Consider the following 23,041-nt stretch of genomic DNA (forward strand, 5'->3'; position numbering starts at 1 on the left):
GGCAGATGGCGGAATCCAGGGGGCCCAACGGCCGTCCGCTTGAGCTTGCGTCCGGGCACTACAAGGCTGCGGTTTATCCTGCTGGCGCCGCGCTGGGCAGCCTCACCTGGCGGAACCGGCACCTTGTGCTTCCCCTGGCCCCGCACGAGATTCCGCCGGCCTTCTCCGGCAAGGTGCTTCTGCCGTGGCCCAACCGGATCACCGGCGGACGTTACGTCTTCGGCGGCGCCGTGCACCAGCTTCCGGTCAACGAGCCGGAGACCGGCTCTGCCCTGCACGGCCTGGTGGCCTGGCAGGAATGGGCCGTCGCAGAATCAACCGCCAGCCGTGCCGTCCTGAAGTACCGGCTCATGGGACAGCCCGGATATCCCTTTCCGCTGGACCTCCGTGCCACCTACACGCTGGACGCCGAAGGCGGGCTGCTGCTGGAACTTTCCGCGCGGAATCCGGGTACAGCCGCCGCACCCTACGGGGCCTCGGTCCACCCGTACCTCACCGCAGACGGCGCCTCCGTGGACCGCTGCGTCCTGGACGTCCCGGCACGCCGGGTCCTCGGCGGCCCCGATTCTCCGGGCCGGCCGCTCCCGCTGGGTGAGCTCCGGGACACCAGCGGCACTCCGTTGGCGTTCCATGCACCCGAACCGATGGCCGGCCGGTCCGTGGACCATGCCTTTACCGGCCTGCCCGGCGGTGAATGGCAGGTCAGCCTGACCGATCCGGCCACCGGGTTTGGTGCCCTCCTCACCGCTGACGGCAGCCAGTCCCCGTGGCTCCAGGTCTACTCCGGAGAAAAGATGGCGCGCCGCGGCGTGGCCGTAGAACCCATGACCTGCCCGCCGGATGCCTTCAATTCCGGGGAAAACCTCATCACGCTGGCCCCTGGAGGGGAGCACCGTATGGCCTGCCGTATTTCGGCTGTTGTCCCGGCGGGCTGACCTGTGGGCCGGCCTGCCGTGTCCGGCCGATTCCGACTTTGTTGCCTCCGGTAAAAATCTTTAGCTACTGTGACTCCTGTAACGCCAGTGCCCGGAGAGTCTGTTGAGCCGGATGATTATGGACGGAAGAAAACAATGAGAGTTTTCTGCAGGAGTGTGCTGCAGCTGGATGGGACCGTCCGCTGTCCACAACCGATCGCCGCGGGAGTCCTCCGCGGCACCGGAGCATGAGCCTTACCAAACCGGCAAAAGCGCCCGCAGCGGACGCGTCTGCGCAGCCCCCCCAGCGGATCACGGACCGTGGAAGCACCCGTGCCCTCTGGTACCTGGTGCCCGCTTTGCTGGTTTTCGCCCTCTTCCTTTTCTATCCCCTGGGGCGTTCGGTCTTCCTGTCCTTCCAGGGCAGCGACCTTTTCGGACGTCCGTCGGGCTTTGTCGGCTTCGACCAATACACCCGGCTGTTCACGGATTCAGGTTTCTGGACCGTCATGGGCGTGACGCTCGGGTTTACCGTCCTGACCGTTATTCCCTCCATTGCCGTGGCGCTGGCGCTGGCGCTGCTGCTGCACCAGAAGATCCGGGGCATCCGGTTCTTCCGCACGGCCTTTGCCCTGCCGTTCGCCTATTCCGTGGCAACGGCGTCGGTGATCTTCGGTGTGATGTTCAACCAGGCCACGGGCGTGCTGAACGGCATGCTGGCGTTTTTCGGCCTGGACCGGGTGGGCTGGCTGACCGACCCGGCCTGGGCACTGATCTCAGTGTCGGTGGCCACCGTCTGGATGCAGCTTGGCTACAACCTGCTGGTGCTCTCCGCCGGACTCGGTGCCGTGTCCGAAGATGTCGTTGAGGCTGCACGGCTGGACGGTGCGCACGGCTGGCGGATGCAGCGCTCGATCATCATGCCGCTGCTGACTCCGCAGCTGTTCTTCCTGCTGGTCACCGGAACCATCCACGCACTGCAGAGCTTCGGCCAGATCCACATCCTGACCAAGGGCGGACCGCAGGACAGCACCACCACGCTCGTCTACTCCATCTACGAGCAGGCCTTCGCCAACAACAACTCGAACTTCGGTTATGCCTCCGCCCAGGCCGTTGTCCTGCTGATCATCGTGGTAGCGGTGTCCGCCATCCAATTCGGCGTCCTGGAACGAAAGGTGTTCTACCGATGAGCCGCACCGCAACTGCCGCCGCCCCGCAGGGCCGCAAAGCTCAGCAGGGCCGCAGCGGCTCGTCCGCGGCCCTCCGGAAGCCGCAGCGGCGTCCCCTGACACTGGGACGTGTCCTGACCTATGCCGCCCTCACCCTGGGTGCCGTCGTCGTCCTCTTCCCGGTCTACTTCGGCTTCATCGGTTCTTTCATGGGCCCGGCTGACATCAACGCCTATCCGGCTTCCCTCTGGCCGTTCAACGGCTTCCGGGCTGAGAACTTCGCCGGCGCGCTGGACTCGATTCCGCTGGCCCGCCAGTACCTGAACTCCGTGGTCATGGCAGGGCTCATCACGCTGGGGCAGCTGGTGACGTCGCTGATGGCGGCGTACGCCCTGGTGTTCCTGAAAGTGCGGGGCAAGGCCTTCTGGTTCGCCCTGTTCCTGTGCAGCATGATGGTCCCCGCCGAAGCGATCATCATCCCGAACTACCTGACCATGTCCTCGGCAGGGCTGATCAATACCATCCCCGCGCTGGTACTGCCGTTCCTGGCCCACGGATTCGGGATCTTCCTGCTGCGCCAGGCGTTTATGTCCTTCCCGCTGGAGCTGTGGGAGGCGGCCAAGATCGACGGCGCCGGACACCTGCGTTTCCTGCTCTCAGTGCTGGTGCCGCTGTCCAAGCCGACCCTTGCGGCGCTGGGCATCTGGTCCTTCCTCTCGGCCTGGAACATGTACTTCTGGCCGCTGCTGGTCACCCAGACCCCGCAGATGCAGACGATCCAGATCGGCATCACTCAGCTGCGCTCGGCGGACAACTTCAACGCCGGGCTCGTCCTGGCGGGAACCGTCCTGGCCATCATTCCCACGTTGCTGCTGGTGATCTTTGGCCAGCGCTTCATTGTCCGCGGCCTCACCGCGGGTTCCATCAAGTAGGCACCACCACCTGCATCATCCGGGAGCCATTTCCGGTTCAACCCTGAAAGGGAATTCAATGCGAAGCACAAGCAGAGCGCGCCGCCTGCCAATGATGGCTGCCGGCGCTGCCGCACTCGCCCTGACGCTCTCCGCCTGCGGCGGCGGCAGCGGCTCGACCAGTGGGTCAGACGCCCCCGGAGCGGACGCGCTGGAGAACGCCGAAGGCGTTACGACCGTCAACTTCTGGCACTCCATGGACGGCACGAACGGCGAGACCCTCAACAAGCTGATCAGTGACTTCAATGCAGCCAATGACGGCAAGATTGAAGTTAAGGGTGTCTACCAGGGCGACTACGACTCCACGATCACCAAGTACAAGGCAGCAGTCCAGTCCAACAGCACGCCCAGCATGGTGCAGATCTATGACATCGGCACCCAGTTCATGATCGACTCCGGGGCCGTCATGCCCACGCAGGCCTTCATCGACCGCGACGAGTACGACGTCTCCGACCTGCAGCCCAACATTGCCGGCTACTACTCGATCAACGACGAGCTGTGGTCCATGCCGTTCAACACCTCCATGCCGGTCATGTACTACAACAAGACCCTGTTTGAGGCTGCCGGCCTGGATCCCGAAAAGGCTCCGGAAACCCTCGACGAGGTCGCTGAAGCAGCCAACAAGCTCTCCAAGAAAAACGGCGGCCCGGCCGAGTTCGGCTTCAACGCCGCGATCTACGGCTGGCTCCTGGAGCAGGAAATCGCCGCGAACGGCGCCCTGTACTGCAGCCCGGACAACGGCCGCACCGGTGAGCGCGTCACCGAGTACAGCTTCAACAATGACACCGCAGTGCAGTTCGTCGACTGGTGGAAGGAACTGGTGAGCACCGGAGTGGCGGGCAACACCGGCCGTGCCACAGCCGATGCGCAGAACGCCTTCAAGTCGGGCACCATCGGCATCACGCTCGAATCCACCGGTGCCCTGGGCGGCATGCAGAAGGCCGCCGAGGAGCAGGGCTTCGAACTGGGTGTTGGCTTCTACCCGAAGATCGAAAAGAACGATTCCGGTCCGATCATCGGCGGTGCCTCGCTCTGGATCTCCGACGAGGGGCACTCGGACGCTGAGAAGGAAGCCACCTGGCAGTTCATGCAGTACCTGGCCGAGCCGGCCACCCAGGCTACCTGGCACGTCGGCACCGGCTACTTCCCGATCTCCAAGGCTGCCCTCGAGGAGCCGGAGGACATCGCCTGGCGCGAACAGTACCCGCAGTTCGACGTCGCCGTGCAGCAGCTGGAATCCACCGAACTGACTGCCGCCACGCAGGGCTGCTCGGCCGGTTCCATGCCGCAGGCCCGCAAGGCTGCTGAGGACGCACTCGAAGGTGCGCTGCTCGGCGGAGACAGCAAGGCCGAGCTCACGGAGTCGGTTGAGGAACTCCAGGCCGAAGTGGATAACTACAACAACTCGGTTCAGTAACCCGTCTTCACCTTGAGCGCCGGTGCGGCCATGATGGGAGTCCCCGTCATGGAAGCACCGGCGCTTTGCTGTCCGCCGGGACAGTTGGGGCAGGTTGCCCTCCCGGAAGCCTCGGTTGACCGTCCGGAAACGGGCATGTGAAGGTTGCTTACTATCTGATCACCGAAGAGGAGGACCAGTGGAAGCAATGGTGTACCGCGGCCCGTACAAGATACGCGTCGAAGAAAAGGACATACCGCGCATAGAGCACCCCAACGACGCGATCATCCGCGTGACGCTGGCGGCGATCTGCGGCTCCGACCTGCACCTGTACCACGGGCTGATGCCGGATACCCGGGTCGGCACCACCTTCGGGCACGAGTTCATCGGCGTGGTTGACCAAGTGGGTTCCTCGGTGCAGAACCTCAGGCCGGGGGACCGGGTGATGGTTCCGGCCAATATCTACTGTGGCTCCTGCTGGTTCTGTGTCCGCGGGCTGTACTCCAACTGCCACAACGTGAATCCCAACGCCACCGCCGTCGGTGCGCTCTACGGCTACTCGCACACCACGGGAGGATACGACGGCGGACAGGCCGAGTATGTGCGCGTGCCGTTTGCCGACGTCGGACCCTCCCTGATTCCGGACTGGATGGCGGATGAGGACGCGCTGATGTGCACCGATGCGCTGGCCACCGGATACTTCGGCGCCCAGCTGGGCGACATCAAGGAACGCGACACCGTGGTGGTGTTCGGCGCCGGACCGGTGGGACTCTATGCCGCCAAGTCCGCCTGGCTGATGGGCGCCGGGCGGGTGATGGTGATTGACCATCTGGACTACCGGCTGGAAAAAGCGCGGGACTTCGCGCACGCCGAAACCTACAACTTCACGGAATACGACGACATTGTGGTCCAGATGAAGAAGGACACCGGATTCCTGGGTGCGGATGTAGCGATCGACGCCGTAGGAGCCGAGGCGGACGGGAACTTCCTGCAGCACGTCACCGGAACCAAGCTCAAGCTCCAGGGCGGATCTGCCGTGGCGCTGAACTGGGCGATCGATTCGGTCCGGAAGGGCGGCACCGTGTCCGTCATGGGCGCCTACGGTCCCATCTTCAATGCCGTGAAGTTTGGAGACGCCCTCAACAAGGGCCTGACGCTGAACATGAACCAATGCCCAATGAAGCGTCAGTGGCCGCGACTGTTCGAGCACATCCGCAACGGGTACCTCGTCCCCAGCGACATCATCACGCACCGGATTCCGCTTGAACACATCGCCGAGGGCTACCACATCTTCTCCTCCAAGCTGGATAACTGCATCAAGCCCGTGATCGTCCCCAGCTCCGCAGCCTGACCATAGCGATTCGAAGGAAGAGTCTTCATGGCCTACACCGCCAACAACCCCGTACCCGTCCCCACTGCCGAGGAACTCCGGGCACGCATCCCCGGGTGGGGCGCGGACCTGGATCCGCTCGACCGTCCCTCCGTTCCCAAGCTGCAGTTCGATCCCGGGCGCACCGGCGCACACTGGGACTTCCCGGACCGGCAGGAGGAAACGTACCCCCGGGAACGGTCGATGGAGCACGGGATGCTCACCCCGGTCTTCGGCACGTCCGTGCCGCTCAAGGGCGTCTCCGGAGTAATGCGCCGCTACGCCTACCGCCGCTACAGCGAAGCCCGGGCAGCGCACTGGCTGATCCTGCTGGCAGCGGACCGGGTGGACGCCTTCGAAGCCCGGATCTCTGCGCTGGCAACGCTGCGCCCGGATAACCCGGTTACCGAAACCGGTGTCCTCAGTGAGTTCCGGCGCGGCGGAGTCTCCTCGCGGGCAGGACGGCGCCGGGCGGACGTGAACCACCAGTGGATCGATCCCGTTCTGGTGGGGCTGCCGTGGGTTCTTGCCGGGGGAGCGGCCTTCGCCGGAGTGCGTGCCGTGCTCAGGCTCAGGCGCCGGGCCCAAGGGCGGTAGCCGTTCCTGCGAAACGGAGACCCATGTGTTCTTCGTTGAGCTCAAGGACTAGGAAGCTCGAATTCAGTAATCCTTGACACCTTTTAGGGATTACGTAATTCTTGACGCATGAGTTCGAATCATGACCGTCTGCAGGCACTCGAAGAACGGGTTGCTGCCCTGGAGGAACGGCTCCTGGCGGCGCCGCCGGCAGAACACCCGGCACCGGCGCCGGACCGCCCGGAGACCGATGATGTTTTCTGGGTGCTCAACGGCATCCGCAACCGCTACCCGGATCCCGGGGCCGTCCTGTTCGCCGGAACCGCCGGCACCCCGGCCGGTGAACGGTACGAATACCAGTACGGCCTGGAAACAGGACACCTGCTCGACGTCGACTGGGCACCCTTCGCTGAGTCCCTCGCCGCGCTGGGCAACCCCGTGCGGCTCTCCATCCTCCGCGCCGTCCTGGGCGGAACCGAGACCGTCGCGGCGCTGGCGGAGGAACTGGGCGCCGGCACCGCGGGGCAGATCTACCACCACGTGAACCAGCTCAGCGCCCAGGGCTGGCTCGCCGCCCACGCCCGCTCCCGCTACCGCGTGCCCCCGGCCCGGGTCATCCCGCTGCTGGCCATCCTTACCGCTGCCGCAGGAGGCAACTGAGATGCCCGAAACCAAAACCCGCACCAGAAAGCTGACGCCCCGGCTGATCGCGGGAGGTGCTGCCGCCGCCGTCGTCCTGCTCTGCGGCCTGGCAGCCGCCCCCTGGCCGCCGAAGCTGTCCGGCAACGTCACCGGTGATGCAGCCCTGGCCGAGAGGGTGCGTCCGCTGCTCACCGCTCCAGCGAATCAGGTCAGCGTCGCCTGGATCGACGGGGACAACGTCCGGTACGCAGGCTTCGGTGCCGATGAGCACACCGAATATGAGATCGGGTCCGTCAGCAAGACCTTCACCGCCTCACTGCTCGCCGACGCCGTCGAGCGCGGCGAGGTCGCCTTGGAGGCCACCGTCGGGGACATCCTGGGTGACGAACTGCGGGATCCCGACGCCGAGATCGGCACCGTGACCCTGGCCGAATTGGCCAGCCACCGTTCCGGTCTTCCCCGGCTGGCAACGGGCCTCGATGCCCTGCCCTCCCTCCTGGCCGGTCAGCTGCTGAACCGGGATCCGTATACCGCGGCCCCCGACCAGATCATTGCCCAGGCACAGGCCGCCGGGCTGAACAACCGCGGTTCCGTGGACTACTCGAACCTCGGCTACGCCTTCCTTGGCCAGCTCCTGGCCAAGGCTGCCGGAACAAGCTGGGAAGAGCTGCTGGCGGACCGGGTACTCACCCCGCTGGCGCTGAAGGAAACCTATGCACCGGTCACCGCGGAGAACCTTCCGGACGGCGCTCCCACCGGGCGAAGCGCCGCCGGCCGTCCAAAAGGAGCCTGGACGGCGAACGGCACGGCGCCGGCGGGAGGAATCCGGTCCACCGCGGCTGACCTGGTGCGTTACGCGCAGGCCCAGCTGGACGGAACTGCCCCGGGCGCAGCGGCACTGGAACCTCGGTGGGATGACGGAAACGGCGGCAGGTACGGACTGGGCTGGGTGACCGAGGAACTAGGAGGCAGGGAGGTCACCTGGCACAACGGGCAGACCGGCGGTTTCTGGTCCATGGTCGCCCTGGACCGGGAGTCCGGCCGCGCGGTGGTCATGCTCTCCAACGTCTCCGCCGGGCAGGAAGAAGCGGTGTTTGAGCTGCTGGCCGGAGGTCCGGCATGATGCAGGTGATCATCGGCTGGGTCCTGCCGGCCGTGCTGGCGCTCGCCTGCGGCTGGGTTGCTGCCTCCGCCTGGCAGTCCGACGGGATGGCAGCTGCCAGGAGCAGGCGTTCGCTGCTCGCGGCCCTGCTGGAGACGGCGTTCGTGGCGCTGGCCCTGCGGCTGGTTGTGGAATGGTCGCCGGTCACCATCTGGTTGTGGATCCTCTCCGTGGCTGCCCTGGCTGCGGCCACCGCCGGTGCCGTGATCCGCTGGGAATCCCTGCCGAGAACTGCTGCCGGGGCAGACGCGGCGGGCACAGCAGGGTCGGCGGCCAGGGCAGGCTCGGCGGACTCCCCGGCAGAATCCAAGCGCGGACGGAGCCGCAGGCAGCCCCGGGAGCCGGGGACAGCGACGCTCAGTGGCTATGCCGTGCTGCTGGCCGCGGCAGTGGCTGTGTCAATCGCCGCCGGCTGAGCCGCCGGGGCTGACCATAACCCGGCGCAGGAAGGCCACAGCAGCCACATCGTCCTCGATCCCGCCGGCTTCGTGCCCGTTGAAGGGCCATACCTGAAGCTCCTTGGCTCCGGAGTAGTTGTTGTACGCCGCATAGACGGTGGACGGCGGCGTTACTTGATCCATCAAACCCACCGAGAACAGTGCCGGAACCCTGGCCCGCTTGGCGAAGTTGACCGAATCAAAGTACTGCAGCGTCTGGTGCACCTGCTGGACCCGGGTGCGGTGGATCGCCAGATAATCAACCAGTTCCCGGAACGGGTACGCATCCGTGACCTGCAGCGCCCGGGGGATGTCGGAGAGGAAGGGCACCTTCGCTACGATGGCCGCCAGCTCCGGTGCCAGCGCTGCGACGGCCACTGCCAGGCCGCCACCCTGGCTCATGCCCACAGCCGCGCAACGGGCGGGATCTACCCTATCCAATGACCGCAGGGCCTGGACAGCCCGGACGGCGTCCGTGGTCAGCCGCCGGTAATAGTAGGTCCCGGGATCGGTGACGCCGCGGGTCATCACGCCTTGGCCCTGGGGTCCGGCACTGCCCGCGGCATCCGGGGTGACTCCCGTGCTCCAGCCCGCCCCCTGCCCACGGGTGTCCATCTCCAGGTGCGCGAAACCGCAGGACGCCCAGAACAGATTCTCGTGCGCATCCCCGCGTCCGCCCCCGTAGCCGACAAACTGCACGACGCCGGGCAGCGGACCGGATGCTCCGGACGGCACCCGCAGCCAGGCGCGGATTGGTTCACCGCCATAGCCGTTGAATGTCACGTCCCAGACGTCCACTGTGGACAGCACAGTCTCGAATGGTTCCAGGATCAGGTCCAGCGGATGGGCCTGCGCTTCTTCGAGGGTCTGCGCCCAGAAATCGTCGAACTCCGCGGGGTCGCTTTGGCTTCCCAGATATGTGGTCAGCTGGTCAGCGGGCAGATCCGTATACACGTGAATTCCTCCTACGGGGCCATGACATCCGCCCCCGGCCCCACTTCCACTTCACAGTGCAGGCGCCGGGTGTGGTCCACCGAGCGTACCGGTCCGGTGAGCGTAATTCCGGTGCTCAGCCGTATGTCGGTGCTGGAGGCACCGAACCGCAGTTCCAGGTCCCCGGGTTCGACGAGCCGCTGCAGGCCAATTCCGGTAAACGAGGCCAGGTCTGCCGGAACGGTGAACCGCACCCGGGCTGATTCCCCGGCCTGCAACGGTACGCGTGCGTAACCGATAAGCCGCTGCACCGGCCGAACCACGCTGGCCACGGGATCGTGCAGGTACAACTGGACTACCTCCACGCCCCCGCGGTCGCCGGTGTTGGTGACGGTCAGGGCAGCCTCCGCTTCGCCGTCGGTCCCGATCTGCGTCTGCCCAACGGAGAGGCCGTCCCAGCTGAAGTCCGTGTAGCCCACGCCGTGGCCAAACCCGAAGGCCGGAGTCGGATCGATGCTGGACACGTCGGTAGGCCCGGCAAGGGGAGCTGCCAGGTAGCTGGCCGGCTGGCTCCCGGGCGTCGCCGGAACGCTGATGGGCAGCCGTCCTGAGGGATTGACCGCACCGCTGAGCACCCGGGCCACGGCCGGGCCCCCTTCCTCTCCGGGAAAGAACGCCTGCACGACGGCGGCGGCCTTGGTAACTGCAGCCCCCAGCGCGTAGGGGCGGCCGGTGAGCAGCACAGTTACTACGGGGGTGCCGGATTCCAGCACCGCATCCAGGAGCTGCTGCTGGACGCCGGGGAGGACCAGGGACTCCACGTCGCAGCCTTCTCCGCTGGTGCCGCGGCCAAAGAGACCGGCGCGGTCGCCCAGCACCGCGATGACGACGTCGGCCTCCCGGGCGGCCGCAACGGCGTCGCCAATTCCCGAGACCGACGGATCATCGATTCCGCAGCCCTGAACGCAGGTGATCTCACTGTTTGGGAACTCAGTGCGGAGCGAGGATGCCACCGTGGGCAGGTCGATGCCTGCGGGGATGTCCGGAAACTGCGATCCGACGTGGGCCGGGAACGAATAGCAGCCCAAGAATGCCAGGGGATTCTCTGCATTGGGGCCAACGACGGCGATGCGGGACGGCGACCTCAGCGGCAGGACCCCGTTGTTGCTGAGCAGCACAATGGACTGCTCTGCCAGTTCTGCCGCCAGCTGCCGGTTCTCCGCCGGGTCAAGGTTGACGGTTCCCTCGACCGCCTGCAGGTCCAAGGCCTCGGCGGGCAGGACCTCGGGAACCGGAGTCCAGTCCTCATCGAGCAGGCCGAGGCCGATCTTCTGCACCAGGACCCGATGCGCGGCACGGTCCACCAGCTTCGGGTCGATGCGGCCGGCGTCCAGTTCTGCCAGCAGATGGTCTCCGTACGCGTCGACCGTGGGCAGCTCAACGTCCACGCCGGCGGAGAGGGCCTCCACTGCCGCTTCGCCGCGGGTTCCGGCAATGCCGTGCAGTTCCTCGAGGAAACCGATTCCGAAGTAGTCCGCCACAACTGTCCCGCTGAAGCCCCAGGTGTCCCGCAGCAGGCCGGTGAGCAGCTGCCGGTCAGCCGCCGAGGGCACGCCGTCAGTGTCGGTGTACGCATGCATCACGGACCGCACACCGGACTCCCGGACCGCCATCTCGAACGGCGGCAGGACGACGTCGGCGAACTCGCGCGGACCCATCGAGACCGGAGCAAGGTTCCGTCCCGCGCGGGACGCTGCGTAGCCGGCGAAGTGCTTGAGCGTTGCTACGATCCCGGCGTCTTCCAACCCCTGGACGTAGGCAGCCCCAATTGAGCCCACTAGGTAGGGATCTTCGCCCATGGTCTCCTCCACCCGTCCCCAGCGGGCGTCGCGGACAACGTCCAGCACGGGAGCCAGGCCCTGGTGGATTCCGACCCGGCGCAGGTCTGTGCCGATGGCATGGGCCATGCGTTTCACGAGCGCCGGGTTGAAGGTGGCGCCCCAGGCCAGCGGCACCGGATACGCCGTCGCACCCCAGGCAGCGAACCCGGCCAGGCATTCTTCGTGCGCCATGGCAGGTATTCCGAACCGGTTGGAGGCGGCGATTCTCTCCTGGGTGCGCATCAGCGACAGGGCGCCGGCACCGGCGTCGACCGGTTTGGTGCCGAAGGGCCGGGTGAGCTGGCCCAGACCGTTCGGCAGCAGCGCCTCCAGGTCCGGAGGTTCATTCATCTCATGCTGGTGCGGGGCCACCTCGGCGCCGTCGGCCGAAGCGCCTACCCACACGCCGAACAGCTGGGCAGTCTTCTCCTCCAGGGTCATTTGGGCCAGCAGGGCGTCCGCGCGTTCGGCGGGGGAGAGGGAGGCATCCCGCCAGGGGACGCGCTTGGTGGTGGTGTTCGACATGGGTCACTTTCCGCCAGCGCCCATGAGGCCCTGGACTAGTGCGCGGCGCGCGAAGAGGTACACCAGCAGCACGGGAATCATGGAGAGCATCACCGCGGCGAGGATGCCGGGGACGTTGATTCCGTACTGGGTCTGGAAGTTGAAGAGGCCAAGGGTGATGACCCGGGTCGATTCCGACTGGGTCAGGATCAGCGGCAGCAGGAAGCCGTTCCAGCCCTGTAGCGCGGCGAACACGGCGATCGTGGAGATCCCCGGCTTGGACAGCGGCAGCACCAGCCGCACGAAGGTCCGCCAGGTTCCGGCGCCGTCAACGGCCATGGCCTCGTACAGCTCAGGAGTGATGTCCCGCATGGTTCCGGAGAGAATCAGCGTGCAGATCGGCAGGGCGAACGCCGCGGTGGGCAGGATGATGCCCAGGAGGGTGTCGTAGAGTCCCACCGTATTGATCAGGTAGAACATCGGAACAATCACCGCCTGGACCGGAATCGCCAGGCCCAGCAGGAAGAACCGGAAGATCACGGTGGTGGTGCGGGACTGGTTGCGCACAATCGCGTAGGCCAGCGGCGGCACCACCAGCAGCACGATTCCCACCACGCCGCCCGTGACGATCAGGGTGTTCAGGAAGTACAGCCCGAACCCGCTCTGGAAGACCCCGACGTAGTTCTCCAGCGTGAAGCTGGTGGGGAAGGAGAGCGGGCCGCCGGCGCTGAAGCCGCTGCGGGTCTGCACGCTGGCGGCAATCATGACGTACAGCGGCAGGGCAACGATCAGGAGCCAGACGACGGCGGCTGCTCCGGCAATGTAATTGGGGCGCGTGCGCATCTAGACCCCTTCCATGGTGCTGCGCATTTTGTCGTAGCCGGAGACCTTGACCATGATCAGCGAGACGGTGGTGGCTACGACCACGAGCACCAGGGCCACGGCGGCGCCAATGCCGAAGTCGAAGCGGCGGAAGGCCTGCTCGAACATGTAGAAGGCCGTGATGGTGGTGTCCGTGCCCGGCCCTCCGTTGGTGAGGATCAGCACCGTCTCGAAGGTGGTCAGCCCGCCCACCACCATCAGGATCACCGAAGTGATGATGGAGTTGCGCAGCTGGGGGAGCGTGATGCTGAAGAAGGTCCGTGCCCGTCCCGCGCCGTCGATCTCCGCTGCCTGGTAGAGCACCTGTGGAATAGCCCGCGCGGCGCCCTGGTAGATCAGTGTGTGGAACGGCGTGAACTGCCACATGCTCACGAAGATGATGACGCCGATCGCAGTGGCCTGGTGGCCAAAAAGGTTGCCGTCGCCGAAGAGCCAGCGGAACTGTGACGGCACGCCGAAGTTGGGGTCCAGCAGCGCCCGCCACAGCACCGAAATAGCGGCCGAGGAGAGCAGTAGCGGAACGAAGTAGATGGCGCTGAGGATCGCCCGGTTGCGCTGCGGTCCGGCAGCCCAGACACCCAGCAGCATGCTCACCGGCGTCTGGGTGGCAACACCGAGGACTATGAAGAGCAGGGAAAGCCAGAGGCTTTTGAGCATCACCGGGTCTCCGGCGAGTTCCTGCCAGTTCTCCGTGCCGACGAACTTAGGCTCGCCGATGCCGCGCCAGCTCATGAAGGACAGGACAACGACGGCGATCAGCGGGATCACTGCGAACAGCAGGAAGAACACCGTGGCCGGCAGGGCCCAGGCCAGCCCGGGGCGGGGTGTGCGGGCCGAGCAGCCGGCGGCTGCCGGACGGACCCGTTCGGATCCGTCCGGCAGCGCCGGCGGCTTGGGAGGAAGCAGCGCAGTCATAAGGAGGAGTTCCTAGAGACCCTGCATGGCGGCAATGAAGCCGTCTTCATCGATCCGGCCGCTGAAGAAGTCGGACATGGCGCCGTGGATGGCCGGGGTGGCCGAGGGCGGGTAGGCCTGGTCCCAGGAAAGCTGGAATGCCGGTGCCTGCTCCACCAGTCCGTACTGGAAGCGGGCGTAGTCCGGATCAGCGGACTGGTCCAGGAACTGCTCCGTGTTGGTGGTGGTGGGCAGGTTGCCGATGGCCACGTGCTCCTGGACGAATTCGTCCGAGTACATCAGCTTCAGGAAGTCGCGGACGGTTTCCGGGTACCGGGTGTTCGCCAGGACGGAGTAGAAGTTGTTGGTGTTGCCCACCAGGTTGGCCGGGTCGCCCTTGCCGCCGTCGATGGTCGGGAACTCGCTGTAGCCCAGGAGGCCTGCCTCCACGAATTCAGGAGCGGCATCCTGGTGTGTTGAGTACGCCCAGGAGCCCATCAGCTCAAAGCCCGCCTGGCCGCTGGAGAGAAGCGACGGGGAGCCGCCGTCGGTGAACTTCACGGACTGGAAGTTGGTGCCAAAAGCACCGGTGTCCACCAGCTCGCGCAGCATGCCCAAAGCTTCCCGGCTTTCGTCGGAGTCCCAGACCTCGGTGTCTCCGGCCAGGGCGCTTTCAAAGAGTTCCGGTCCGGCTACGCGGTCATACACATACTCAACCCACATCAGGGTGGGCCACTCGTCCGCCCCGCCCAGTGCGATCGGGGTGACCCCGGCCGCCTTGAGCTTCTCCACCGCGTCCAGCAGGTCCTCCCACGTTTCCGGAGCACCGTCGACGCCGGCGCTGGCCAGGACCTCTTCGTTGCTGAAGAGCATCACCGGCTGGGTGCCGCGCATTGGAATGCCGTATGCCTGGCCATCCACCACAGCGGTATCGAAGACCGAGGGCAGGAACGCGTCCTTGAGCTGCGGATCCTCCTCGATGAAGTCGTCCAGCGGCATCAGCAGGCCCGCGTCCACGTAGTCGGTGATGGATCCGCCGCCCCAGTTGAAGAACACGTCCGGGGCGGAGTCCGTGTCGATGACGGTCTGGAGTTTCTGCTGGTAGTCGGCCCCGGGAATGGTGTCCAGGACAACCTTCACGTCCGAGGTTTCGTTGAACTTGTCCACCATGGCGCGTTCAACATCGTTGCCGGCGTCTCCGTAGACCAGGACGTGGATTTCGTTTTCGGGCCGGTTGCCGGCAGCGGATTCTCCGCTGTTTGAACAGGCGGCCATGGACATGCCGAGTGCCAGCGCACCCGCGGCTGCGGTAGCTGGTTTCAGCCAGCTGCGGTTGTTCCTCATTGAACTGCTCCTCACTGGAAGTTCTCCCGGGAAGCTGTGTTCCGAAAGTTTCGAAACACTTGCCGAAAGTTCTGGAATGCGGCTAGCTTAGGATGCAGGGATGTGATCCGCAACACTTAATTGCTGCGTCTTCACGCCGGCGGCCTTTCGTGTGGAGGAGAAACAGATGGCACAAACGCCTGCAGCAGGGCGCGTCACGCTCGCGGAGCTGGCGGCGGAGGCGGAGGTTTCGCTCTCGACAATCTCGAAAGTCCTGAACGGCCGGGCCGATGTTTCGCGGAAAACCCGCACGAAAGTTGAGGCCCTGCTGGACGGGCACGGGTATCAGCGGCGGGCCAGCCGCAGTTCCAAGTCAGGGCTGCTGGAGCTGGTGTTCCATGAACTGGAGAGTGCCTGGGCGCTGGAAATCATCCGGGGTGTGGAGAACGTGGCCCGCGAACACGGACTGAGCGTGGTGCTCACCGAAAGCGGCACCCGCCACTCGCCCGGGCCGGAGTGGGTGGAGGGTGTCATCGCGCGGCGCCCGGCCGGCGTCGTACTGGTCTTTGCTGACCTGGCACACGAATCGCGCCGGCTGCTCGAGTCCCGCGGCATACCGTTCGCGATCATCGACCCAGCGGGGGACCCGGCTCCGGATGTTCCTTCCGTGGGGTCCGCGAACTGGGCCGGGGGCATGATGGCAACCCGCCACCTGATCGACCTGGGCCATCAGCGGATTGCTGCCATTACCGGACCGGAGGACCTGATGTGCTCCCTCGCCCGGATCGACGGCTACCGGTCGGCCCTGAATACAGCCGGGCTCCCGTTTGATCCTGCGCTGGTGCGTTACGGAAACTTCCACGTCGACGGCGGCCGGGACCATGCGCTCGAGCTGCTCGCCCAGCCGGACCGTCCCACCGCGGTGTTTGCCGGCAGCGACCTGCAGGCACTGGGCGTCCTGGACGCGGCCCGGCAGCTGGGCATCAGCGTTCCGGACGAGCTCTCGTTAGTTGGCTACGACGACCTGCAGGTGGCCCGCTGGTCCTCGCCCGCGCTCACCACCGTGCATCAGCCGTTGATCGAAATGGCCGAGGAAGCGGCGCGGATGGTGCTGATGCTGCGCGACGGCGAACAGCCCAAGAACACGCGCCTGGACCTCTCCACCTCGCTGGTGATCCGGCAGAGCACCGCAGCGCCCCCGGCTGGCTAGCCCGCGGTTCCGCTGGCTTGTGCGGTCGGGTCCCCGGGCTCGGTCCCGTTCGGGGAGGTGCCCAGCCGCAGGCCCCGGCGGCGGTAGGCCGGCGTCGTTGCCAGGATCAGGTTGATGGCCGCGGCGCAGCCGATGATCACCCCTGCCATCGACAGTGCCGTGCCGCCAAAGACGCCAACCAGCGGACTGATCAGCCCGGCCAGTCCCACTTGGAGGCAGCCCAGCAGTGCGGCTGCCGTTCCGGCCATGTGCCCGTAACCGTCCAGGGCGAGGGAGGTCGCGTTGGAAAGGGTGAAGCCCAGCATGCCCAGGACCAGCCACAGGCCGGCCACCAGGCCGATCACACCGCCGAAACCGGTGGCAATGATGATCGGCAGGATCACGGCCAGCAGCAGCAGTACCGGCGCAGCGACGCGCAGGATTCCCGCGGAGGGGAAGCGGTTGAGCAGGGAAGCGTTCACCTGGGAGGAAATCACCATGGCGACGCCGTTGACCGCGAAGATGAGCGCGAACGTCGCGGGGGAGAGACCGTACTGCTCCTGCATCACGAACGGGGAACCCACCACGTAGCTCATGATGATGCCCATCGACAGGCCTGGAATGACGGCGAACGCGAGGAAGCGGCGGTCGCGCAGCAGGATCCGGTAGCCGCCGGGTTCACCGGTTTTTGCGGCACCCTTCACCTTCTTGGGCAGGCGGCGTTCGGGCGGAAGGGTTTCCGGCATCCAGCGCCAGACGATCACCACCAGGATCACACCGATCAGCGCGAGGGCGTAGAAGACTGCCCGCCAGGCCCAGATTCCTGCAACCGCCTGGCCCAGCGTCGGGGCCAGCAGTGGAGCGAGGCCGATCATCAGCATCAGGCGGGACAGCAGCTTGGCCGCAGCGGAGCCGGTGAAGCGGTCGCGGATGACCGCGATGGCCACCACCGAGGCTGCGGCGTTGAAGAATCCCTGCATGATCCGCAGGCCGATCAGGAGCCCGATGTTGGGCGCAATGGCGCAGAGCAGCGACGTCACAATGTGCATCGAGATGCCGATCAGCAGCGGCAGCCGCCGCCCGAACCGGTCCGAGAGCGGTCCGATCACCAGCTGTCCCACAGCCGTTCCCAGCAAGGTGCCGGAAAGCGTGAACTGGGCCGCCGTCGTCGTGGTTGCAAGGTCTTCGGCGACTGCGGGCAGCGCCGGCAGGTACATGTCGGTGGTAACCGCAGGCAGGGCAGCCAGGGCGCCGAGCATCAGGATGTACTTCAGGCTGCGGGAACGTGATGAGGTGCGTGCGGCGGGGGATTTGGGCACCGGGAAAGGCTCCTAGGGAGGGGTTGTGAGGGCTGCTGGCCATGGCCAGTATAGTCCCGGACGCAGAAGCAGGCCGGGGCGTTGACCGGCACCCGGCCGGTCTTCACACTTGGAAAACAACCCGCACTCCTGAGTCCCCGCCGCACCGAGCCACCGATTCGAGGCGAAACCCATGGAAAAACGGATTCTCGACTACACCGAATGGCAGGACACCGCCGATACCCTCCATCTGTTCCTGCAAATGGCGGGCAAGGTGAAGGTCGAGCGCAGCACCAAGAGGCCCGAGTGGGGCCACGTGCGCATGCCGCTGACTATCGACGGTATCGGCACCGGGATAATCCCGGGCAACGGATCCAGCTTCGAGATTTACTTCAACCTCCGCCAGCACCATGTGGACGTGCAGAACACCGACGGCGGCAAGTCCCGGATCCCCATCGAGGACGGACTCAGCGTCGCGGACTTCTACGCCCAGCTCATGAGTGCCCTGGACTACATCGGCATGGCAACGGAGATCAACACCACCCCGCAGGAGTTCTACGACGAGGCTCCCTTCGAACAGGACAACAAGCACCATTCCTGGGACCGGGAGGCCGTCGCCGCCTATTTGGAGAACCTGCACTTCGCCCACCGGAGCCTCTCCCGGTTCCTATCGCCTTTCCGGGGCAAGGTGGACATGCCGGAGTTCTTTTTCGGGACCATGGACCTCAGCGGTTCGGTCTTTGCCGGACAGGCTGCCCCGTACAGCGGTACGGACATGGTCGGGGTGAACTGCTTCGATGAGAAGTTCGTGGAGTACGGCTTCTGGCCCGGCGACGTGAGGATGTCCAAGCCGGCGTTCTTCGGGATGCCGTATCCCTTCATCCCGGGAATCGAGAGCTACGCCTCCATGCTCAAGCCGGACCGCGCAGAATTCCGGACGCAGATGAGCGAGTTCATCCTCACCCTGGAGGACGCCTTCTCCTATCCGGATCCGGAGCAGGCCGTGGTGGACATGTGCCGGAGCAGCTTCGAGATTGTGCAGCGGATGGACCGGTGGGCGGACCTGGACTGGATCACCGAGCCGCTGACCTATCCGGCTTCGCCTCGGGGGTAGGGTCCGGTTCCGGGCGGGGCAGGGAAGCCAGATAGGCCAGTGCCGCCGAAAGACCTGCTTCAAAGGCGGCATCGGACCTGACGCCAATCGGTTCCCGGCCGGTGGCCATTGCCCGGTGCAGGACGGGCTCCGTGTCCGGGGTTGCCTGCCAGGCCGCGGAGGGCCCGGCTGTGTCCACGGACGAGCCGAGGCACAGGATGTCCAGTACGGAGATGCCGAGGATGACCTGCGCGTCGTCGAAACCCGCCCCGGCAAGGAGGGATGCCAGGCGCTCGTAGATCTCCAGCGTGGGGGAGTCTGTCACGGCTTCTCCCACCAGCAGCGGAATGGCTTTGGCATGCAGGCTCAGGACCCTGCGGTAATTCCTCGTCCAGGCGGCGGCCTGCTCCTGCCAGGACCCCTGTCCCGGCGGGAAGCCCTCCGAAGCCAGGGCCTGGGCACCGATGATGGACCGCATGCCGTTGATGATCTCCGGGCGGCCCTGCACGTGATGGTAGAGCGAGGAAGGGCTTACGCCCAGGCGCCGCGCGAGCTGGGGGATCGTGAAATCCCCCAGCTCGTCCACCAGTTCCAGCGCACCCGTGTGGATCTTCTCCAGCGACAGCAGGGGTGTGCGGGGTCTGGCCATGGTTCTCCTCGGATTTTGCGGTGCTAGTCGAACACGATGACGCTGCGGGCGCGTTCCCCGCGGCGCATGGCGTCAAACGCCTCATTGACGTCGTCCAGCTTAATCCGGTTGGAGATCAGCCGGTCCACGGGGAGCTTCCCGGCCAGGTAGAGCTCAGCCAGCCGTGGAAAATCCCGGCCAGGCACGGTGGAACCGTAGTTGGAACCAATGAGCGACTTGCCGGTTTCCGCCAACGCCAGGGCATCGATGGACACGGGTGCATCCTGCGGGGGCAGGCCCACCAGCACTGCCTTGCCTCCGGCAGTGATGAGCCAGGGGAGCGACTCGATGGTTTCCACCCGGCCGATCGCTTCGAACGCAAAGTCCGCTCCGGTTCCGGTGATTTCCTGGACACGGGCGGCCAGGTCGTCGCCGGGCTTGAGCGTGTGGGTGGCGCCGAAGCTGCGGGCCGCCTCGAGTTTGTCGTCGCTTAGGTCCACGGCGATGATCGGGTTCGCGCCCACCAGGTTCAGCGCCATGATGATGGACAGCCCCACTCCTCCGGTGCCAACGACGACGGCGGACTGGCCGGCCTGGACAGCGGCGTCGTTCACCACGGAACCGTAGCCCGTGGCGATGGAGCAGCCGATCAGGCTGGCGACGTCGAACGGTACCTCCGCGGGAACCTTGATGGCGGCAGATTCGGGAACCACCGTGTATTCGCTCATCGAACCGACGGAAAGGTACGGGAAGAGCTGCGTCCCGGCATCGCTCAGTGCCGTGCTCCCGTCCGGCAGCAGGCACTCCTCGGAGCGGCTCCCGGTGCAGACGAAGGAGCGGCCGGAGAGACAGGCGGTGCAGCGCCGGCACGGGTAGAACCAGGACAGGATCACGTGGTCGCCCGCAGCAACGTCTTCCACTCCGGCGCCGACTGCTTCCACGGTGCCGGCACCCTCATGTCCCATGACGGTGGGGGACGGCAGCTGCCAGTCGCCGTCGAGCACGTGGCGGTCGGAGCCGCAGACGCCGGAGGCACCCAGGCGAACCAGTACCGTGCCCGGCCCGGGCGGGGCGATCTCCACAGTGCGGATCTCCAGTGCCGTGGAGGTGCCGTCGTGGACAGCTGCGCGGGTTTTGCGGGGAGAGGGGATCATGCGGGGTCCTTACTGGGGTGTGTGTCGGTGGAGGCCGGGATCGCGGGCGTTTCCGGAACGTCCCGGAAGCCGCCCATGCCGCGCCGTCGGTAGGCCAGTGACGCGATCACGTAGTAGACAGCGCCGGCGAGCAGGGCGGCCGGCAGCGACGCAGTGGTGTAGTTGAAGACCGGAAGGGTTTCCAGCGTGACGGGGTTGTAAATAGTCAGGTAGAAAGCGGCACCGGCGCCGACGGCGGCCAGGCCGGCCCAGTTGATCCCGCCGGAGAAGTGGTACCGGCTGGCGGAGCCGGGCTTGAAGATATCCGGCAGGTTGATGTGCTGCCTGCGCAGGAAGAAGTAGTCGGCAATGATCGCACCGCACATTGCGGACAGGAAGGCGCCGCTGATGGTCACGAAGACCATGAACTGGTCGTACATAAAGCCCGGGAAGAAGGCCAGGATGGCCGGGAGGGTAAAGAATCCCGCGCACAGCAGCGGCCAGGGGGTTCTCGACAGCAGGCTTCCGCTCGCCTGGCGCAGCGCCAGCACGGTGGAATAGACGATGGACGAGGTGCTGGTGATGTTCGCGAAGGCGATGAACAGCAGGATGGCTGCGCCCAGGACCGGCCCGCCGAAGGGCAGCATCCACACGGTGGGATCGGAATCGCCAAGGGTGAGGGCGGCGCCCATGCCCACCATCTGGGCAATGATAGTGGCGACGAAAAGTCCGCCGTAGGCAGGCCACAGGGCCGCCTTGGGCGACTTGGTCAGCCGGGCCAGGGAGCCCATCACCGGGTACCAGGAAACACCCACACCGGCGTTGAATTCCACGGCAAGCATGAAGTTCAGCCGTTCGTCCTCGAAGGGGGCCAGCGGAGCGGCAGTCAGCAGGGCGTCCCAGGACGTGTTCAGTACAAGGAAAACCATGAGGCCCGCCGTGATGACCACCAGTCCGGGCGCGATGAACTTGTTGAACCGGCCGATCATGACCGGCCCGCGGGAGAGGATCCACCAGGCGGCGGCTATCGCCAGCAGCGCCACTACGGTGACCATGACTGACTCGGGACCGAAGTCGGTGCCCAGCGCTTCGTTGGAAACCTGGGTGACGGCCCGGCCCACCATGATGGAGAGCAGCGAAGACCATCCCATCTCAGTCACCAGGATGACCGTGAAGACGAGGACGCCGACACCCACCAGCCCGAACACGGGCCGGAGCATGGTGTACTGCTCCCCGCCGTGGCGCTGGCTCGAAACCACCGATGCCAGCACCATGAAGGAGAGCCCGATGGCGTTGCCGATGACCATCGCCGCCAGGCCCTGCTGGAAGCCGACGAGCAGGGCGGTGGACCCTCCCACCAGGAAGGCCCAGGTGGCGATGGCCAGCGAGACGTTCACCCAGGTGAACTCCGCGCCGCTCCAAATCCGTTCGCTCTTCAGCAGCGGAAGGGAGCCCAGGGTGGCGCTCCGGGACGGGTCGGCCGTCCGCTTGCCGCCGCTCACAGCACCATCACCAGGAGGCCGAGAAGGCACAGGACTGCAGTGGTCCCGACGTAGGCGGCGAGTTCTCGGTTGGTCAGGGCCCGGCGCGACGGGTCCTGGTGCTCATCTTCACGTATTGCGCGCAGGCGGCCGGCGAGCTCATCGCCGGGCGAAGTAATCGGGTCCACGTGTCTCCTCGGGTTCACAAGACGAATAACCGAATGACATTCGGTTTGGTGAACATGCTTGTGCCTATCATGGAGAGAGTCAACGGTTTTTGTGATTGTTACCACCGCATGACGCGGCGGTTCACCCCCGGACAGGAGTAGGAATGGCCCGCATAGCCGTGCTGCAGGCAGAGTCCCGTGTGGGCGAACCCGGGGAGAACCTGGCCCTGATCCGGAGGGCCGCGGTTCGGGCTGCTGAAGCCGGAGCTGACCTTCTCATTACCCCGGAGCTTTTCCCCACCGGCTATGCGCCGGCCCTTGCGGCAGGGTCCGACGGCGCGGGGATGCGGAAGGAACTGGCGGCCATCGCGGACGAGGAGGGCATCGGCGTCGTTGCCTCGACCGTGGAGGATGACTCCGGCACCCGCTTCATCTCTGCCTCTTTCTTTGACGAAACCGGGGCCGAACTCCTGCGCTACCGGAAGGCCCATCTTTTCGGTGACGAGGAAAGGAGTGCGTTTATGCCCGGCGCCGGAATGCCCAGGACCACGGAGTTCCGCGGCCTCAGCATTGCCCTGGGCATCTGCTATGACATCGAATTCCCCGAGTATGCCCGTGCCGCGGTCCGGGCAGGGGCGGACTTGCTGTGCATCCCGACGGCGGTTCCCGCCACCGGGGATGTGGGGGGCCCGCGGCCGCTGCACACCTACAACGCCGAGCGGATCTCCACCCTGCTGGTGCCCGCCCGTGCCCTGGAGAACGGGGTCTACATTGCGTATGCAAATCACGCCGGTGCCGGGTTCACCGGAACCAGTGTCATCGCCTCGCCGTACGGAACGCTGCTGGCAGAGGCTGCGGACGGGGAGGAGCTGCTGCTGACGGACATCCACCCGGATGAGGTCCAGCGGGCGCGGCGGCTCAATACCTACGCCCAGGACATCCGTCCGGAGTTGTACCGCTAGGGGTCAGCCTGAATAAGGGGCCGCCCTGAATTAGGGGC

General features: G+C 65.9%; 22 protein-coding genes. 12 read left to right on the forward strand and 10 right to left on the reverse strand.

The window, feature by feature from the left end; all coding sequences use genetic code 11:
- The first annotated feature begins 5 nt into the window (after positions 1–5).
- The 9 genes from NF551_RS03655 (at position 6) to NF551_RS03695 (ending at position 8,615) form a co-directional block, all read left to right on the forward strand.
- Complete coding sequence (locus tag NF551_RS03655) at positions 6–935, forward strand: aldose-1-epimerase (RefSeq protein WP_227895396.1); 930 nt, start codon at positions 6–8, stop codon at positions 933–935.
- A 227-nt stretch (positions 936–1,162) separates the two neighbouring features.
- Complete coding sequence (locus NF551_RS03660) at positions 1,163–2,104, forward strand: carbohydrate ABC transporter permease (RefSeq protein WP_227895395.1); 942 nt, start codon at positions 1,163–1,165, stop codon at positions 2,102–2,104.
- Positions 2,101–3,015 carry a carbohydrate ABC transporter permease gene (locus tag NF551_RS03665; protein ID WP_227895394.1) on the forward strand — a complete coding sequence of 305 codons (915 nt, stop codon included), beginning with the start codon at positions 2,101–2,103 and terminating at the stop codon, positions 3,013–3,015. Before NF551_RS03660 ends, NF551_RS03665 begins: the two co-directional genes overlap by 4 nt.
- A 58-nt stretch (positions 3,016–3,073) precedes the next feature.
- Positions 3,074–4,471, forward strand: a complete 1,398-nt coding sequence (locus tag NF551_RS03670; protein WP_227895393.1) for an ABC transporter substrate-binding protein — start codon at positions 3,074–3,076, stop codon at positions 4,469–4,471.
- Between the two features lie 178 nt (positions 4,472–4,649).
- Positions 4,650–5,801 carry a zinc-dependent alcohol dehydrogenase gene (locus tag NF551_RS03675; RefSeq protein WP_227895392.1) on the forward strand — a complete coding sequence of 384 codons (1,152 nt, stop codon included), beginning with the start codon at positions 4,650–4,652 and terminating at the stop codon, positions 5,799–5,801.
- Between the two features lie 27 nt (positions 5,802–5,828).
- Positions 5,829–6,416, forward strand: coding sequence for a hypothetical protein (locus NF551_RS03680; protein ID WP_227895391.1), 588 nt, complete (start codon positions 5,829–5,831; stop codon positions 6,414–6,416).
- Positions 6,417–6,524: 108 nt separating this feature from the next.
- On the forward strand, positions 6,525–7,055 hold the full coding sequence (locus NF551_RS03685; RefSeq protein WP_227895390.1) for an ArsR/SmtB family transcription factor: 531 nt from the start codon (positions 6,525–6,527) through the stop codon (positions 7,053–7,055).
- 1 nt (position 7,056) lies between these two features.
- Positions 7,057–8,160 carry a serine hydrolase domain-containing protein gene (locus NF551_RS03690; RefSeq protein WP_227895389.1) on the forward strand — a complete coding sequence of 368 codons (1,104 nt, stop codon included), beginning with the start codon at positions 7,057–7,059 and terminating at the stop codon, positions 8,158–8,160.
- Entirely contained in the window at positions 8,157–8,615 is a 459-nt protein-coding gene (locus tag NF551_RS03695) for a hypothetical protein (RefSeq protein WP_227895388.1), read from the forward strand. Before NF551_RS03690 ends, NF551_RS03695 begins: the two co-directional genes overlap by 4 nt.
- On the opposite strand, the gene NF551_RS03700 is transcribed toward NF551_RS03695, so the two are convergent.
- The 5 genes from NF551_RS03700 to NF551_RS03720 are packed head-to-tail and all read right to left on the reverse strand — an operon-like array spanning position 8,598 to position 15,073.
- Entirely contained in the window at positions 8,598–9,590 is a 993-nt protein-coding gene (locus tag NF551_RS03700) for an acetylxylan esterase (protein ID WP_227895387.1), read from the reverse strand. The two genes, NF551_RS03695 and NF551_RS03700, sit on opposite strands and share 18 nt — an antisense overlap.
- Positions 9,591–9,601: 11 nt before the next feature.
- Positions 9,602–11,974 (reverse strand): beta-xylosidase/alpha-l-arabinosidase, encoded by a 2,373-nt coding sequence (locus NF551_RS03705; protein ID WP_227895386.1) that lies wholly within the window; start codon positions 11,972–11,974, stop codon positions 9,602–9,604.
- Positions 11,975–11,977: 3 nt separating this feature from the next.
- Positions 11,978–12,796: a carbohydrate ABC transporter permease gene (locus NF551_RS03710; RefSeq protein WP_227895385.1), complete on the reverse strand. Its 819-nt coding sequence runs from the start codon at positions 12,794–12,796 to the stop codon at positions 11,978–11,980.
- Positions 12,797–13,750, reverse strand: a complete 954-nt coding sequence (locus NF551_RS03715) for a carbohydrate ABC transporter permease (RefSeq protein WP_227895384.1) — start codon at positions 13,748–13,750, stop codon at positions 12,797–12,799.
- A gap of 12 nt (positions 13,751–13,762) precedes the next feature.
- Positions 13,763–15,073 carry an ABC transporter substrate-binding protein gene (locus NF551_RS03720; protein WP_227895383.1) on the reverse strand — a complete coding sequence of 437 codons (1,311 nt, stop codon included), beginning with the start codon at positions 15,071–15,073 and terminating at the stop codon, positions 13,763–13,765.
- Between the two features lie 166 nt (positions 15,074–15,239).
- Between NF551_RS03720 and NF551_RS03725 the strand changes: the two genes are divergently transcribed.
- A complete protein-coding gene (locus NF551_RS03725; RefSeq protein WP_227895382.1) occupies positions 15,240–16,262 on the forward strand; it encodes a LacI family DNA-binding transcriptional regulator in 1,023 nt (340 codons plus the stop codon).
- Here NF551_RS03725 and NF551_RS03730 read toward each other — a convergent pair.
- Positions 16,259–17,560: a multidrug effflux MFS transporter gene (locus NF551_RS03730; protein WP_227895381.1), complete on the reverse strand. Its 1,302-nt coding sequence runs from the start codon at positions 17,558–17,560 to the stop codon at positions 16,259–16,261. The genes NF551_RS03725 and NF551_RS03730 overlap by 4 nt on opposite strands.
- 172 nt (positions 17,561–17,732) lie before the next feature.
- Here NF551_RS03730 and NF551_RS03735 point away from each other — a divergent pair, with 172 nt between their 5' ends.
- Positions 17,733–18,653: a DUF5996 family protein gene (locus NF551_RS03735; RefSeq protein WP_227895380.1), complete on the forward strand. Its 921-nt coding sequence runs from the start codon at positions 17,733–17,735 to the stop codon at positions 18,651–18,653.
- On the opposite strand, the gene NF551_RS03740 is transcribed toward NF551_RS03735, so the two are convergent.
- From NF551_RS03740 to NF551_RS03755, 4 genes are read right to left on the reverse strand one after another with little or no spacing between them, the layout of a single operon-like run.
- Positions 18,613–19,281 (reverse strand): TetR/AcrR family transcriptional regulator, encoded by a 669-nt coding sequence (locus NF551_RS03740; RefSeq protein ID WP_227895379.1) that lies wholly within the window; start codon positions 19,279–19,281, stop codon positions 18,613–18,615. The two genes, NF551_RS03735 and NF551_RS03740, sit on opposite strands and share 41 nt — an antisense overlap.
- 23 nt (positions 19,282–19,304) lie before the next feature.
- The gene (locus tag NF551_RS03745; protein ID WP_227895378.1) at positions 19,305–20,414 is read right to left on the reverse strand and encodes an alcohol dehydrogenase catalytic domain-containing protein; all 1,110 of its coding nucleotides are present in this window, start codon (positions 20,412–20,414) and stop codon (positions 19,305–19,307) included.
- Positions 20,411–21,895 (reverse strand): purine-cytosine permease family protein, encoded by a 1,485-nt coding sequence (locus NF551_RS03750; protein WP_227895377.1) that lies wholly within the window; start codon positions 21,893–21,895, stop codon positions 20,411–20,413. The genes NF551_RS03745 and NF551_RS03750 overlap by 4 nt, the downstream gene beginning before the upstream one ends.
- Positions 21,892–22,062, reverse strand: a complete 171-nt coding sequence (locus NF551_RS03755) for a hypothetical protein (protein WP_227895376.1) — start codon at positions 22,060–22,062, stop codon at positions 21,892–21,894. The genes NF551_RS03750 and NF551_RS03755 overlap by 4 nt, the downstream gene beginning before the upstream one ends.
- A gap of 143 nt (positions 22,063–22,205) precedes the next feature.
- On the opposite strand from NF551_RS03755, the gene NF551_RS03760 reads away from it, so the two are divergent.
- Positions 22,206–23,003 (forward strand): nitrilase-related carbon-nitrogen hydrolase, encoded by a 798-nt coding sequence (locus NF551_RS03760; protein WP_227895375.1) that lies wholly within the window; start codon positions 22,206–22,208, stop codon positions 23,001–23,003.
- Positions 23,004–23,041 lie beyond the last annotated feature (38 nt).

The organism is Arthrobacter caoxuetaonis (assembly GCF_023921125.1).
Lineage (GTDB): Bacteria > Actinomycetota > Actinomycetes > Actinomycetales > Micrococcaceae > Arthrobacter_B > Arthrobacter_B caoxuetaonis.